This window comes from Mesonia phycicola (assembly GCF_900141885.1).
In the GTDB taxonomy this organism is placed as follows: domain Bacteria; phylum Bacteroidota; class Bacteroidia; order Flavobacteriales; family Flavobacteriaceae; genus Mesonia; species Mesonia phycicola.
On record NZ_FQYY01000002.1, the window covers coordinates 23600 to 37932 of the forward strand.

General features: G+C 32.1%; 14 protein-coding genes and 2 tRNA genes. 7 read left to right on the forward strand and 9 right to left on the reverse strand.

Going from position 1 to position 14333, the window contains the following annotated elements:
• Positions 1-21: 21 nt before the first annotated feature.
• Genes BUC03_RS02845 through BUC03_RS02870 form a run of 6 tightly spaced genes read left to right on the forward strand, consistent with a single transcriptional unit; the run spans position 22 to position 6205 of the window.
• Complete coding sequence (locus tag BUC03_RS02845) at positions 22-2430, forward strand: TraG family conjugative transposon ATPase (protein WP_073148062.1); 2409 nt, start codon at positions 22-24, stop codon at positions 2428-2430.
• Positions 2431-2441: 11 nt separating this feature from the next.
• Complete coding sequence (locus BUC03_RS02850; RefSeq protein WP_073148064.1) at positions 2442-3035, forward strand: TrbJ/VirB5 family protein; 594 nt, start codon at positions 2442-2444, stop codon at positions 3033-3035.
• Positions 3035-3862, forward strand: a complete 828-nt coding sequence (locus BUC03_RS02855; protein WP_073148066.1) for a hypothetical protein — start codon at positions 3035-3037, stop codon at positions 3860-3862. Before BUC03_RS02850 ends, BUC03_RS02855 begins: the two co-directional genes overlap by 1 nt.
• Positions 3863-3879: 17 nt before the next feature.
• Positions 3880-4506: a conjugal transfer protein TraK gene (locus BUC03_RS02860; protein WP_073148068.1), complete on the forward strand. Its 627-nt coding sequence runs from the start codon at positions 3880-3882 to the stop codon at positions 4504-4506.
• On the forward strand, positions 4487-5401 hold the full coding sequence (traM, locus tag BUC03_RS02865; RefSeq protein ID WP_073148069.1) for a conjugative transposon protein TraM: 915 nt from the start codon (positions 4487-4489) through the stop codon (positions 5399-5401). The genes BUC03_RS02860 and traM overlap by 20 nt, the downstream gene beginning before the upstream one ends.
• A gap of 3 nt (positions 5402-5404) precedes the next feature.
• A complete protein-coding gene (locus BUC03_RS02870) occupies positions 5405-6205 on the forward strand; it encodes a DUF4138 domain-containing protein (RefSeq protein WP_073148071.1) in 801 nt (266 codons plus the stop codon).
• Between the two features lie 38 nt (positions 6206-6243).
• Here BUC03_RS02870 and BUC03_RS02875 read toward each other — a convergent pair whose 3' ends face one another.
• The 3 genes from BUC03_RS02875 to BUC03_RS02885 form a co-directional block, all read right to left on the reverse strand.
• Positions 6244-7521, reverse strand: coding sequence for a site-specific integrase (locus BUC03_RS02875; RefSeq protein WP_073148073.1), 1278 nt, complete (start codon positions 7519-7521; stop codon positions 6244-6246).
• Positions 7522-7748: 227 nt separating this feature from the next.
• Positions 7749-7823 (reverse strand) — tRNA-Pro (locus BUC03_RS02880).
• A 78-nt stretch (positions 7824-7901) separates the two neighbouring features.
• Positions 7902-7985 (reverse strand) — tRNA-Ser (locus tag BUC03_RS02885).
• 404 nt (positions 7986-8389) lie between these two features.
• Between BUC03_RS02885 and BUC03_RS02890 the strand changes: the two genes are divergently transcribed.
• A complete protein-coding gene (locus BUC03_RS02890) occupies positions 8390-8869 on the forward strand; it encodes a hypothetical protein (RefSeq protein WP_159432692.1) in 480 nt (159 codons plus the stop codon).
• Positions 8870-8874: 5 nt separating this feature from the next.
• Here BUC03_RS02890 and BUC03_RS02895 read toward each other — a convergent pair whose 3' ends face one another.
• The 6 genes from BUC03_RS02895 to tsaD are packed head-to-tail and all read right to left on the reverse strand — an operon-like array spanning position 8875 to position 14135.
• Entirely contained in the window at positions 8875-10068 is a 1194-nt protein-coding gene (locus tag BUC03_RS02895; protein WP_073148077.1) for a THUMP-like domain-containing protein, read from the reverse strand.
• A 4-nt stretch (positions 10069-10072) separates the two neighbouring features.
• Entirely contained in the window at positions 10073-11158 is a 1086-nt protein-coding gene (locus BUC03_RS02900; RefSeq protein WP_073148079.1) for an AI-2E family transporter, read from the reverse strand.
• A 24-nt stretch (positions 11159-11182) separates the two neighbouring features.
• Positions 11183-11710 carry a TrmH family RNA methyltransferase gene (locus BUC03_RS02905; RefSeq protein WP_073148080.1) on the reverse strand — a complete coding sequence of 176 codons (528 nt, stop codon included), beginning with the start codon at positions 11708-11710 and terminating at the stop codon, positions 11183-11185.
• A 1-nt stretch (position 11711) separates the two neighbouring features.
• Entirely contained in the window at positions 11712-12353 is a 642-nt protein-coding gene (locus tag BUC03_RS02910) for a DUF4159 domain-containing protein (protein ID WP_073148082.1), read from the reverse strand.
• A gap of 39 nt (positions 12354-12392) precedes the next feature.
• Positions 12393-13103 (reverse strand): 16S rRNA (uracil(1498)-N(3))-methyltransferase, encoded by a 711-nt coding sequence (locus BUC03_RS02915; RefSeq protein WP_073148084.1) that lies wholly within the window; start codon positions 13101-13103, stop codon positions 12393-12395.
• A 9-nt stretch (positions 13104-13112) separates the two neighbouring features.
• Entirely contained in the window at positions 13113-14135 is a 1023-nt protein-coding gene (gene tsaD / locus BUC03_RS02920; RefSeq protein WP_073148086.1) for a tRNA (adenosine(37)-N6)-threonylcarbamoyltransferase complex transferase subunit TsaD, read from the reverse strand.
• Positions 14136-14333 lie beyond the last annotated feature (198 nt).

Sequence of the window (14333 nt, forward strand, 5' to 3'; positions counted from 1 at the left end):
AACGTCAATCAACTCTTGACTATGAATGAATTTAATCTCTCTTCACATTATCCCATTTTGGATATACAGGATAATTTAGTTTTTGCTGCTAATGGAAATTTAGTGATCGGCTATCAATTGGAGCTTCCGGAAATCTATTCGCTTTCAGAAAAGGATTTTGAAGCACTGCACGCCCAATTTTTTCAAGCTATCAAAAGCTTACCGGTGGGCACCATTGTGCATAAGCAGGATCTCTATAGAAAATCAATTTATAAAGGAGACCAACTTCAACGAGAAACGTTTTTACAAAAGGCTACCTATCAATATTTTAAAGAGAGAAACTACCTAGAGCATCAGAGTTACCTGTATTTTATTTTGCCAGCCTCTAAAAGTACTAAAGCTAGTGGGTATATCAATCCTTTTAGAACGATAAAAACAGATTTTTATAAGAAAATTAAAACTCGAGCAAATGCTTTTCAGCGTGCTGTACACGATGTGATCGCTTTTATTCAAAATTCAAAAAAAATAGAGATACAACCATTGCATTCTTCATCATTTCATCAGCAAACTCAAAGTTACTTTAATGGGTTTAATGAACATGTAGATACGGATATAGAGTTAGACAATGAAATCAAAATCGGGAAGTATTATTTTGATGTATTGGCTATTAATAGCGAATTATGTTTTGGTGATACGTTACAAAGCAGTAAAATCAATGAAGAATTCACTTCGGACGATTTCAGTTTTCATCAGGGGTTTATCGACGGTTTAGGACTTAATCTGCACGAAAACCATTTGGTCAACCAAATCTTATTTCTCGATGATAAACACCGATGGAGAAAACTTCTGGAGAAAAAAGTAACTGCGCTTCAAAAGAGTTCAAATTTTGGAACCCAAAACAAAGTGATTCTTGAAAAAATAAAGCATATTCTGGATAGGATCAATAAAGATGAACAATCGCGAATTATTCGAGGACAACTCAATGTCATTTATTGGAGTGAAACATTAGAGCAGTTAAAATCTATTTCCTCCCAAATAAAAGGTGAATTCAAAGAATTGGATATGATTCCTTATGCTCCTAAAGGAGATGCACGAAAGCATTATTATCTAAATTCCTATTTCTGCTACTCTAGTAATTTTACCGATGAAGATCTATACGTGAGTGATTTGAAACACGCCCTTTGTTTATGGATACAAAGCACCAATTATAAATCAGACCAACAAGGGGTAATTTTTAATGATCGTCAACATAATCTACCCATCTTAAAGGATGTATGGGATCAAAAGAAAAGAAGAATTAAGGCAAGGAATTTCGCCATATTCGCCCCCACAGGGGAAGGAAAATCTTTTTTGGCCAATAACATCCTTCGACAGTATTTCGAAGCCAAAGTACGATTGGTGATCATCGATTTGGGGGGTTCTTATTCCAAGTTTGCAAAACTATATCCTGACCAGCATATTATTTTGCGTTATCAGCACGGAGAAAGTTTAGGGATTAATCCATTTTATATTTCAAGTGAGCAAGACCTGACCCCTGAGCGATTGGAAGACTTAAGTGTTTTTCTGTTAGAGTTGATGGCAGAAGGAGCCAAGGTCTCTAAGGCAAAACAGGTAGCGATGAAAAAGGTGCTATTGTATTACTATAAAGAAATTAGAAAAGAACATTCTCTGAGTTCTCTTTATGATTTTGTAGATCATCATAAAGACCACTTTCATCAACTGCTTGGTATACGGGAGAGTTATTTCAGTACGTATGATTTTTTACATATTCTATCAGAGTATGTAGGTGATGGTTTATATAGTTTTCTATTTGAGGTTGGCGAAGACCAGACTTACAGGATTGAAGATAAGCAGATGATTATCTTCGAATTAGACGAGGTAAGAGATAATAAAGAAATCCTCTCGGTGATGTTGAAGCTGATTAAATCGGCCATTCAACGCACAATTTGGCGAAATCGTTCTGAACGTGGAATCATTTTGTTTGATGAGTTTGCCAAACAATTGAAATTTCAAAATGTGTTGGAGAGTGTGGAGTTTTACTATCAGGCTATTCGAAAACAAAATGGAGCCATCGGTATTATTCTTCAATCAATTAATCAATTACCTCAAAACGCTACTTCGGCTAGTATTTTGGAAAATACTCAAGTGGTTTATAGCCTTAGAAATGAAAAAGGTTACAATGACCTACAAAAAAGACTGAACCTTTCCAGTCACGATCTGAATCAGTTAAGATCCATCCGGAATCGTCTCACCGGTGATAGAAAATATACAGAAATGTTTATCAAAATAGGGAAGGAGAGCAATATTTTTCGTCTAGAGGTTCCTCCTGAGGTATACGCGGCTTACCTCACCGATGGAGAAGAAAGCGATCAAATTCTTAGGCTATTCCAAGAATCGGGGAATATGGAACAGGCTATTCAAGATTTTCTTCAAAGTAAAAATGAATCTTAAAATTTATAGAAATGAAAAACCTTATATCACCACCGTTTCGAAAGATAGCCATCACGCTATGCTTGGCTTTTCTAATGCCAAGCATTACAATGGCACAGGGAATGCCTGTATATGACAATACAAATTTCATCAGCTTGGCCAAGCAGCTGGTGGAGTCAGCAAAACAGACTACAAACCTTTTAAAGACGGTAGAATTTTTAAAACAACAAAAGGAACGTATTGAAAAGGTAAGTAATGTGATTCAGCAGCTAGATGCGGTCAGTAACCTTATTCAAAACAATCAGCAACTTTACCAGTTGGTTCAACAGGATTTACAGGAAATCTTAAGTTCACCTTATATCAAACCGGAAGAAGTCGATCAGGTAAGTGAATCATTTAATGAAATCCTGCAACGCTCTACTCTAAATGTAAATTATATCGATAAAATTTTAACCAGTGACTATTTAAAAATGAGCGATGGAGAACGGGCAGCCATACTTAAAGCCTATGAAGAAACTTCCTCGGAGATGTTAGCGGAAGTAAATAACAAAACACAAAGATATCGCAGCATTATATCATTTCGAAAAATGCAGGATAAAATCAATAACCGTGAAACCGATTTCTGATGAGTATAGGTTTAGAATATATCGATACGGTATTCCAGACGATTAAAGAAAGTGACTTTTCTCAATATACCATCACAGGTATGAAGACGCTTGCCATATTATTCTTTCTGATCAATATTTTAAAAAAATATAATGAAGGAATGGCAAAAACCGATGGTCAAACTTGGGGTCTTCGTCCTAATGAACTTTTTAAGAACTTTATCATTGTGCTATTAGTGATCTTTTCCTCCGAAATTCTGGGGGTCTTTGATGGTATTCTAGTTTCTATAGAAAGTCAATACAGAAATACGGCACCGGCACTGATGCCATTACAATTAAGTGATGTCGATTTGGAGAAAGATGTAGGCGCCATTGAAGCCACAAAAAAGGCGATGGCCGTGCTTTACGAAGCTTTGGTAACCCCACTTTTTGGTTTAAAAATGATTGCATTTATTGCTGGGGTCATTCTTTGGCTATTGGATTTATTTATCTATCCCTTATTTCTGGCTGAACGCTATTTTTTATTGGGGCTGATGCAAGCGTTTTTTCCGCTGGTCATTAGCCTGGCGGTCTTCGAGAAATTTCGAAACTTAGCTTACCAGTTTTTTAAGTTGTATGCCGGAGTCTATATGTTGGTGCCTGCCTTCTTTTTGGTAAACATTTTCATTAATAACCTTTATACAGAAATAAATTCAAGCTTTTGGAATGATCTCTTTGGTACCGATTGGGGAAGTGAATTTTTTGCCCCGCTTATTGAGCTGGCATCCATCGGATTTATCGTGCTTTTAAAATTCAAATTATATAAAAAGTCAAGCTCCTTTGTATTACGTCTTTTTACCGGAGGATAAAATCAATTCATAAAATTATGAAAACACCTTATACCAATATCTATAAAGTTCTTAGGACAAATCGTTTTGTCGTATTAACGGTCATCATCGGTGCTTCCTTATCGATGATTGCATCGGGGTTCTTTGCCTACCGAATTTTTAAACAAAGTCAGCAAAGTGCATTTGTGATTAATGATCAAGGACAAGTAATCCCCTTACAGCTTATTGAGCATCGGGAAAATCTCGAAGTGGAAGCTAAAGCACATTTAGAAATGTTTCACCGTTATTTCTATCAAATCAATGCCAATAATTTTGAACGAAATATGGAAAAGGCATTGTGGCTTGGGGATAACTCGATAGCTGAACTCTATCGTCAAAAAAAAGCCGAAGGAATTTACAATCGCTTATTGCAATACTCATTGATCCAAAAAATAAGTGCTATACATTCAGAAATATCTTTAAAAAATGGCGAAATCAATTTTATGACCACCACCCGGTTTAGTATTACACGTGGCGAGGCTACCGATTCCTATGAAATTAAAACCAGCGGTCAACTGATGAAGGTGGATCGAAATTTTCCACACAATCCCCACGGGTTAATCATTAAAAATTTTTATGAACAAAGTTTAACTAAAATACATAGCCATGAAAGTACAAAAGAATAAAATCGTAATGATAGTAATATTACTAAGTGTGGTATTGTTTATCGTAGGGTATTCCATTATCACTTTTGGAAAACAGGAAGAAGATTCCTTAGAAGATAAACAGCCTCCGGTTCCGCAATTAGAAGAAGATCCCGAACAGTACAATACAAAAATGGAAGCATTGGATCATCTGGAGGAAGAAAGAATCGAGCATATTCCAGAAGTTTATAACGAAGATTTGTTTGATACTACCGGGACCTATCGGGAAGATCAATTGACGTATGAAAAACAACAATTGATCGATAGCGTCTATCAACAATATTCAGATAATTCCAGAATAAGACAAGCTGGAAATAATACCAGTACCCTCAATCCTTCTCAAAATACATTGGAGGAAGAGAAGCAATTGGAACAATTAGAAGAATTAGGTTTAGAACATCAATTGTTCTTTGCCGCTAATGGAGTAAATACTGTTTCAAAAATGAAAGGTAGGACAGATGAAATCATACCGGTGAGTGTTGATGGCGAACAAAAAATTAGTACTAATGAAAGATTATCCCTGCGCTTAGGTAAAAAATCTTGGATTGGAGGAAAACAGTACCTTAAAAATACACCTATTTATGCTACCGTTAATTTTGCTCCCAATAGAACTTTACTGAAAATCACCCATATTCAAGAGAAAGAAGTACAACTAAATGCCTTTGATCTACAAGATGGAGGGGAAGGGGTTTATTTGAAAAATAGCTTTCAACAAGAGGCTACACGGGAAGTACTCGACCAGACAGTAGGATCTATTAATATTCCAACGGTGCCTCAGGTCAGCGGGCTTAAAAACTTATTTAGAAGAAATAATCGAAATGTGAAAGTAACCATCTTGGATCAATATCAAATGAATTTAAAACCCGTAAAACAATAAACTATGAAAAATCTAATTTTAATATTTCTACTGCTATTCTCAAGTTTTACGTCTTTTGGATTCTCAGATCCGGACACCCTATATGTAAATAATTATAAAGCAGTGGCGTTATTCTTCCCATCGCCAATCAAACAAGCAATTACCGGAAATGATCATTTTACGTTTACCTATAATAGAGAGGCACCTCAATACCTGGGACTTTTGCAAGGAATAGATGGCGAAGACGGGAATTTATTAGTGATTACCGTTGATGGTAATGTATTTAGCTACATTGTTAAATACAGCGATGATTTAAAACAGCTTACTTATTTTATACCTAAGAAAAATCGGGTGGGAACCGAGCACGCTATCCCCCAAAAAAAACTATCTGTTTTTGAAAAAGACTCGGTCGGCAGACAACAGGAATATTTTGAAAGATATAGCGAATATCTTTTAACTTCTTCTTCTCAGCATATCAAAACTAAACGTCGATCAGGTATTAAACTCAAGATGGAAAGACTAGCCTATAGTCGTGATCAAACTTATCTAGTGATAGAAATTAAAAATAAATCAGGGATTGCACTGGAGTTAGAATACCTAGAACTTTTCCGGGTTCAGGGAAATCAAAAAAGAAAATCCTCTTACCAAAAGCTTTCTTTAACTCCTATTTTAAAGTATAAAGTGCCCAATAAAGTGTACCATAGCCAAAGCTTTAGGTTTGTTTATGTTTTTCCGAAATTTGTGTTAGGAGAAAATGAGAAACTTCAATTAGAACTTCAAGAGAAAAAGGGGAGAAGGAAATTAATTTTAAATGCTAAACTATAAAAAAAAGACCGACAATTTTGTCGGTCTTTTTTATAGGTTTATCGAACAATTTTAAGTTGAATAGGCTGTTTACTTCTTGACCGTTTAGACAAATTTTTTCCTAAGCGTTTACTTAATTTACCCATATCTAAACTAATCTTTTCTTCCACAACTCTAGCGTATTTCTGAGTAGTAGAGAGTTTTGTGTGTCCTAACATTTTGGAAACAGTTTCAATAGGTACTTCATTTAGCAGAGTTATGGTCGTTGCAAAAGTGTGTCTGGCTACATGAAAAGTTAAGTTTTTTTGAATATCACATTTTTTAGCAATTAGCTTCAGATAATGATTGGTTTTCTGATTACTTAAAATAGGAATGATTGGGGTACTATCATTTCCATAATATTCTGATAAATATTTATCTAAAATTTCCTGGGCATCTGGTAAGATGGGTAATTTTACTGCGGTTTTAGATTTTTGACGGCGAAGCATGATCCATAAGTTTCCATCAATACCTTCTGTGATGTGGGATAACCTTAAATTCTTTATCTCCACGTAGCTTAATCCTGTATAGCAAGAAAAAATAAATAAATCTCGAGTAACCGACAGCTGATCATCAAGCAAAATTGATTTCATTTTTCTTATCTCAGCAGCTTGTAAATAAGCGCAATCGTAATGATCATAACTCATTTTGTAAAGTGCAAATGGATTCAATTTGATCCAATTATGTTTCAATGCTAAAGTGGTAAGTTTTTTAAAACGTTCCAAATGTTTCATGCGACCGTTATTACTTAATGGTTGCGATGACTTTATAGGCTTGCACTTTATAAGAAAGTTTTCAAATTTAATGATAAAAGAATAGTCAATTTGTAAAAGTGGGACATCGATCGTTTTATATTCTTCTTTCAGAAATCTTTTTAAATAGGTTTCAGTGGCAGCGTAATTTTTTATGGTACCAGAAGCCAATTTTTGGAATTCATTTTCCTTATGATAGTCTATAAGCTCTAATAAACTGAGAACTGGCTTATCTATTCCTAAATAACGATCTTTAATACTTAGTGCGGTTACCGGACGTCCTTCTTGGTTTAGCTGATCCAAAGCCTCGTGAAGTTTAGCTAATATTTTTTCTAATATCGGATTTGTTTCACTTGCATCTTTGTATTTTAATTTAACCCGAGCAGCTTTGGTACACCAATGGCTCTTCTTTACAGCCAATTGGGTGCTAAGGTCAGAAACAATACTGTTTACAGAGATTCTGGCATAGATGGGAATGGTACCATCTTTTCGAGTAATATTTTTTTTTAGCCAAAAACGTACATTAAAAGTTTGTTGATAGGACATTTCTTTCGTTTTAAATTAAAAAATTATTTTAACGAAAGCCAAATCGTAAAGCCAATATACAACTGGCCTTAGGTATAAATATAAGATTTTTTTATTGAAAAAAACTAGACACTAATTAGGACATATTTTAGCTGCTAATATTTATGCATAAAAAAAACCAGTAAAAATATATTTTACTGGTTTTCATACATTTAGGTATTAATTGTTTCCTTTTAATACCCTTGGTGTCGGGGTGGCAGGATTCGAACCTGCGACCTCCTCGTCCCAAACGAGGCGCGATGACCGGGCTACGCTACACCCCGAAAAGATGCTTTTTTATTGGGATGGCAAATATAAAACTTTATTTTAATCTGCCAAATTAAATCAATAAAAAAAATTAGCGGAGAGACAGGGACTCGAACCCTGGCGACGATTTCTCGTCGACAGATTAGCAATCTGCTGCATTACCACTCTGCCACCTCTCCGTTAAAATTATGAACGTCGCAATTATTTTGCGGTTGCAAATATAGAACACATAAGCGTATTCACCAAAGAAAAAATCATCTTTTTTTTAAATAATTTGCATCTACTTTATTTACAATTAGTTAATTTTTAAAGAAAAATTTAATCTGTGTTTAAATTCATAAAAACTTTAAAAAAATGAGACCTTTGAGCTATTAATAAATTAATTTTTTAAACAGTGAATCATCCATTTTTTTCAAAATCTAAAAAAAAACAAATTCAATTTCAAGTAAAAATTGTTTTTATAACTCTATTATTTTTTTTGTTATTCTTAATTATAGGGTGGTTTACAAAACTTTATTTTATTCCTTTTTTAATTTTCTTCATTTTAATTACGGTAATTGCTCCATTTTTAGATGTGCCTTCTATGAAAAAACAAGGTAAATTAATTTATTATTCTAATTTATTGATAACAGAAAGTCCTAAAAATAATATTGTTAAAATTCACGGAGGTACTTTATTAGATTATGTTTTTGTAATAAAAAGAGAATGGAGTGCTACAAAAAGAAGAAATTATATTCTTAAAAAATATACAGAAGGTCTTTTAAATATGATTGAAGACTTTGAAATTAAGCCTGATCAAAAAATTACATTTAAAGCTACTACATATATAATTAACAAAAGAACAGCTACAAAAATAGGTTTTAAAATAGTAGATGAAGAGCTTATGCAAAAGGGAATACTTTTGTTTAACTATGTTAACCTTATTATTTCAAATTCTATAGTAAAGAAAAAAATATCTTTTCCTAAACTTAATCAGGTTATTACGTTTGAAGCCAGTTTAGAAGATCTTATTGCTAATAAACCTTTATTAATAGAAATGAATAAAAGATTCAAAATTCAATAATAATATTATGTTTTTTCACAAACCACAATTAACTTCTCGTTATTTTTATTTATTGTGAAAAATAAATAGGTATTACCGCCATCTTTTATATTTAACTTTTTACGTATTTGCTCTACGCTCCACGGAAAATTTCTAGTAGTAACATTTGCTTTTTGTATTCTTAATTTTTTAAATGTCTTCTTTTGAAAAGGTATTAGCTCTAAAATTTTAAAAACTCTACCAGGAAACTCTATTTTTTCTTCTGAAGTGTATAAATGGCTATGTTCTGCTATTTTATTTATATGAAATTCTTCTGCTACGCTATTAAATAAACCTGCTTTTAAAATGGCTGCATTTGCTTCATATAAATATTGCTGCGGATTGCTATAAGTTATGCTTCTGCCAGATTCTTTTTCTAAAGTGGTTTTAAAAGTTTGTATTTTATTTTTCGTGAAATTTATACAAGTTACAGGAGTATTTTCTTTATTTTCTTTAGAAGTAATTTTCCAAAGTAATTCTTTAACATCATTATTTACAGCAATAACTTGTAATTCTTGTACTTTATACTGAAGTTCTTTAATACCTAAACTCAAATCAAGTAGAGGTGAGGTTTTCATAAATATACCTTGATGAGATTTAGATAAAAGAATATCTAAATTTTCAATAACATTTGGTTCGCAATCTTGCAATCTAAAAACTCTTCCGCCAGCTTGATCTCTTCTAGATGGATCAATAAAAATCCAATCGTAATTTTGATTGGTATTTTGTAAAAATTCTATTCCATCACCAGCATAAAATTCAATATTATTTTTGTTAGACAATTTTTGAAAATTATGTTTTGCAATTAAAGAGAGTTCTTCATTTAATTCACAATGGGTAACTTTTTTAAATTTTTGAGCAAAGAAAAAGCTATCTATACCAAAACCACCTGTAAGATCTATAATTGTTTCTCCTTCTAATTGAGAAGACTTGTATTTTGCTGTGATTTCTGAAGAAGTTTGTTCTAAATTTAATGTTTTAGGATAAATAATATTATCTGTAGAAAACCAAGAGGGTATTTTTTTTTCGGCTTTACGTTTTGTTTCTATCTGTATTGCTAATTCTTGAATAGTAACGTCTTTAAACGGACTACCTTTTAATATAAGTTGTGGTAGATTAGATTTTAAGTTAGCACTAATAAAATCTTGCACGTCTTTTTTCAGCAAAGCTTTATTCCACATATAATTACAAATCTCTGGTAAGTTTTCTTACAATCTTATACTCACTAAACGCCTCTTTAGCAATTACTTTTATAGCGGTATAAACAGGTATTGCTACAATCATACCTATCACATTAAATAACAGACCAGCTATTAAAATAATTAAAAATATCTCTAACGGATGAGATTTTACACTTTTACCAAATATTAAAGGCTGATTTATAAAATTATCTATTAATTGAGCTATACCATAACCACTCATAACATATACTAACCTTGGAAAAATTACACTAGAAAAATCTGCGCCTAAATTACTAGAAATCACAAACAAAATCATTAAAATACCAGCAAATAAAGGCCCTAAATAAGGTACAATATTTAAAAAAGCACATATAAAAGCAATGGCAATAGGGTTGTCTACTTCAAAAACTACTAACAATATGGTATAAAGTATAAAAAGTACTAAAATTTGAAGTGTTAATCCTACAAAGTATCGAGATAACAATACTTTAATTTTTTCAAAAACTCTTTTAAAACGTTCTTCTTCTCCATAATTAGAAAATACAAGCACACTATTAAGCATTAATGAACTATCTGAAAGTAAGAAGAATGAAATAAATATTATAGAAAATACACCAATAAAAATAGTACCCAAACCACCAAATAGCATATTCATAAAATCAGGAAAAACTTGTAAATCAAAGTTTTGCACCATACTGGTTTGCCTAATACCTTCTACAATATCTAATTGTTCTACCCCTAAAAACTCTCTTATTTGACTGTTTAATGCATTTAAATCGTTTTTAAATGCCTGTAAATCTATTTGGCCTATATTTTCACTTTGTGTAATAATTATAGGTACAAACAACGCTATTAAGCCTACAAAAACACATAGAAATAGTAATAACACAATGATTACCGAGATTCTATTAGGTAGTCTAAGTTTGTGTTTTAAAAACCATACTATTGGTCTACCTATTAATGCCATAACTGCTGCAATAGCAACATAGATAATTACAGATTGTATTTTATAAATAAAATAACAGAATAAAATAACACCTACCACTACAGCAAGAGCTTTTAAAATTCCGTATGCTATAGATTTACTCATTGATTTGCTCACCTTAACAAGATATTATTTCTGTTGAACTGATTTTATTTTTTTTGTAATCTCATACAAAGCAATACCTGTAGCTTGTGCCACATTCATACTACTATTATTACCAAACATAGTGATGTGTATATTTTGCTCTGTTTTTTGAAGAATTTCTGCTGAAACTCCAAAATTTTCATCTCCAATTACTAGTGCAATCTTCAAGTCTTTTTTAATCATAAAATCTTCTACCGCTATACTATCATCTGTAATTTCTAATGCAGTGAGACTGTAATTTTGTTGCTGAAGACTATTTACTACGTCTATAATATTATCTTCAAAACAGTAATGCATTGTTTGCTGAGTTGCTCTCGCTGTTCTTTTTAATCTATTACTATTAATAACTTCTTCATCTATTCCGCAGAAAATAATTTTTTCTACACAAAAAGCATCTGCTAGTCTTAAAATACTACCCAAGTTTGCAGGACTTTTCACCTGATCTGTAATTAATGTCACAGGAAATCTCTCTGTAGAAAACGGGATGGTAAGATGATCTAATTGCTGACTCATATTAATGCTCAAAAGCGTATTTAACAATGTTAGCACCCATTTGTAATGCTTTTAACCTTACATTTTCTGGGTCGTTATGTACTTCTTCATTCTCCCAACCATCTCCCAAATCACTTTCAAAAGTAAAAAGTAACACTAATCTATCTTCAAAAGTTATACCCATAGCTTGTGGACGCTTACCGTCATGCTCGTGTATTTTTGGTAATCCTTCTGGAAAATTATATGCAGTAGAAAATATTGGATGATTAGCTGGTAATTCTTTTAACTCTAATGCGGGAAAAACTTTTTTTAACTCTTTTTCTAGATAAGGTTTCATTCCATAATTATCGTCAATATGAATAAAACCACCACTTATTAAATATTTTCTAAGGTTACTAGCATCTTCTGAAGTAAAAAACACATTTCCGTGTCCTGTCATATGTAATAAGGGGTAACTATAAATATCTGTGCTTTTTGGTTCTACCGTTTTTGGTTGTTCATTAATTGCAGTACCTATATTTTGATTACAAAATTTAATTAAATTTGGTAAAGAAGTAGGGTTACCATACCAATCACCACCACCGCTATACTTTAAAATAGCTATATCTTGAGCTTGACTTAGCATACTAAGTAATAGAAACAGGCTAAAAAAATACTTCTGCATAACGGGATTTAAATTTTAATAAATATAAGTAGAATTTTGTTACTGAAATTCATTAATCATTGCTGCTGTGTGTGCAGCTACAATTGCAGCAGTTTCTGTACGCAACCTAGTATTACCTAAGGTTACTGGTATAAATGAGTTTTTTATTGCTAATTCTATTTCTTGTGGTGAAAAATCTCCTTCGGGACCAATAAGTATTGTATAATTACCTCTTGGTTTTAACTCTTTTTGAAGAGACTTTTTATCTAATTCTTCACAATGAGCAATAAATTTTTGTTCGTTTTGTTCATTTTCTACAAAGTCTTTAAAAGGTATTGCTTCATTTATTTTTGGTAATGTAAAATGCAAAGACTGTTTCATAGCGCTTTGTAAAACACGTTCTAATCGGTTTATTTTTACAATTTTTCTCTCACTATGATCACAAATAATAGGGGTAATGCTATCTAAACCTATCTCGGTAGCTTTTTCTAAAAATGTCTCAAAACGGTCGTTCATTTTAGTAGGAGCAACTGCTAAATGTATGTGGTATTTTTTATCTCTTTCTTCTTCAAAATCTTGAATAACAGCTCTACATTTATTTGGATTAATATCTGTAATTTCTGCTGTAAATAAAAAACCTTTACCGTTGGTAATGTTTAATTTATCACCAATATCTTTACGTAATACTTTAACTATATGTTTACTTTCATCTTTCGGAAAAGTAATTACTTTATCAGATTTTTTTACAGTTGGATTATAGAATAATTGCATACTAAAAAATTAAAGAGAATATCTAGCTTTTGCTGTAATACTAGCATCTACAAATTGTTTATCTAAATATTTATAATGTCCTACAATAGCAATCATTGCTGCATTATCTGTTGTATATTCAAATTTCGGAATGTAGGTTTTCCACCCAAATTTAGACTGAGCTTCTGTAAGAGCTTTTCTAATACCACTATTAGCAGAAACGCCACCACCAATGGCTATTTCTTTAATTCCTGTTTGTTTTACTGCTTTTTTAAGCTTGTCCATTAAAATTTTAACCACTGTAAATTGAAAAGAAGCACACAAATCTTTTAAATTTTCTTCTACAAAATTAGGGTTTAGTTTTTCTTGCTTTTGTATAAAATAAAGAACAGAAGTTTTTAATCCGCTAAAACTAAAATCAAGATTTTTTACATTTGGTTTTGCAAAAACAAACGCTTTTGGGTCTCCGTCTTGTGCATATCTATCTATCAAAGGTCCGCCAGGGTAAGGTAAGTTTAGCATTTTACCACACTTATCATAAGCTTCTCCAACAGCATCGTCTAAAGTTTCCCCAATAACTTCCATTTCAAAAAAATCTGTAATTTTTACAATTTGAGTATGGCCTCCACTAATAGTTAAACCTAAAAACGGGAAATTAGGCTTTTCAAAATTCTCTTCTTCAATAAAATGAGCTAATAAATGCGCTTGCATATGGTTTACTTCAATTAAAGGAATTTGTAATGCCATTGCCATAGATTTTGCAAACGAAGTACCTACCAATAAAGATCCCATTAATCCTGGGCCTCTTGTAAATGCTATTGCTGTTAAGTCTTCTTTAGTAATTCCTGCTTTTTTTATAGCTTGATCTATCACAGGAACAATGTTTTGTTGGTGTGCTCTAGAAGCTAATTCTGGAACTACACCACCATATTCTTCATGGATTTTCTGTGTGGCTACAATATTACTTTTTATTTTGCCGTTGCAAAGTACAGCAGCAGCAGTATCATCACAAGATGACTCAATACCAAGTATGTATATATTTTGTGAGACCATTATGAATTTTTAGGTGCAAAAAATGTTAATATTGTTGACAAAGCTACTTAAATTTGCAATGCAGTAAAAGTATAGTATTTATGAAGTATACTTTTTATAAATCGAAAAAATCTTAGTAAATAAGAAACTAGACACTTAAACAAACAAACTATTAAAAAGTTTTTTAAAATATTAGGTAGAATTGTAGTAGCTATTCTA

Coding starts and splice junctions, on each gene's coding strand:
- BUC03_RS02845 (WP_073148062.1), top strand. CDS start 22: ATGAATGAATTTAATCTCTCTTCACATTATCCCATTTTGGATATACAG.
- BUC03_RS02915 (WP_073148084.1), bottom strand. CDS start 13,103: ATGCAATTATTCTATAATCCAACTGTAAAAAAATCTGATAAAGTAATT.
- tsaD (WP_073148086.1), bottom strand. CDS start 14,135: ATGGTCTCACAAAATATATACATACTTGGTATTGAGTCATCTTGTGAT.
- BUC03_RS02890 (WP_159432692.1), top strand. CDS start 8,390: ATGAAAAAACAAGGTAAATTAATTTATTATTCTAATTTATTGATAACA.
- BUC03_RS02895 (WP_073148077.1), bottom strand. CDS start 10,068: ATGTGGAATAAAGCTTTGCTGAAAAAAGACGTGCAAGATTTTATTAGT.
- BUC03_RS02875 (WP_073148073.1), bottom strand. CDS start 7,521: ATGTCCTATCAACAAACTTTTAATGTACGTTTTTGGCTAAAAAAAAAT.
- BUC03_RS02850 (WP_073148064.1), top strand. CDS start 2,442: ATGAAAAACCTTATATCACCACCGTTTCGAAAGATAGCCATCACGCTA.
- BUC03_RS02910 (WP_073148082.1), bottom strand. CDS start 12,353: ATGCAGAAGTATTTTTTTAGCCTGTTTCTATTACTTAGTATGCTAAGT.
- BUC03_RS02870 (WP_073148071.1), top strand. CDS start 5,405: ATGAAAAATCTAATTTTAATATTTCTACTGCTATTCTCAAGTTTTACG.
- traM (WP_073148069.1), top strand. CDS start 4,487: ATGAAAGTACAAAAGAATAAAATCGTAATGATAGTAATATTACTAAGT.
- BUC03_RS02905 (WP_073148080.1), bottom strand. CDS start 11,710: ATGAGTCAGCAATTAGATCATCTTACCATCCCGTTTTCTACAGAGAGA.
- BUC03_RS02860 (WP_073148068.1), top strand. CDS start 3,880: ATGAAAACACCTTATACCAATATCTATAAAGTTCTTAGGACAAATCGT.
- BUC03_RS02855 (WP_073148066.1), top strand. CDS start 3,035: ATGAGTATAGGTTTAGAATATATCGATACGGTATTCCAGACGATTAAA.
- BUC03_RS02900 (WP_073148079.1), bottom strand. CDS start 11,158: ATGAGTAAATCTATAGCATACGGAATTTTAAAAGCTCTTGCTGTAGTG.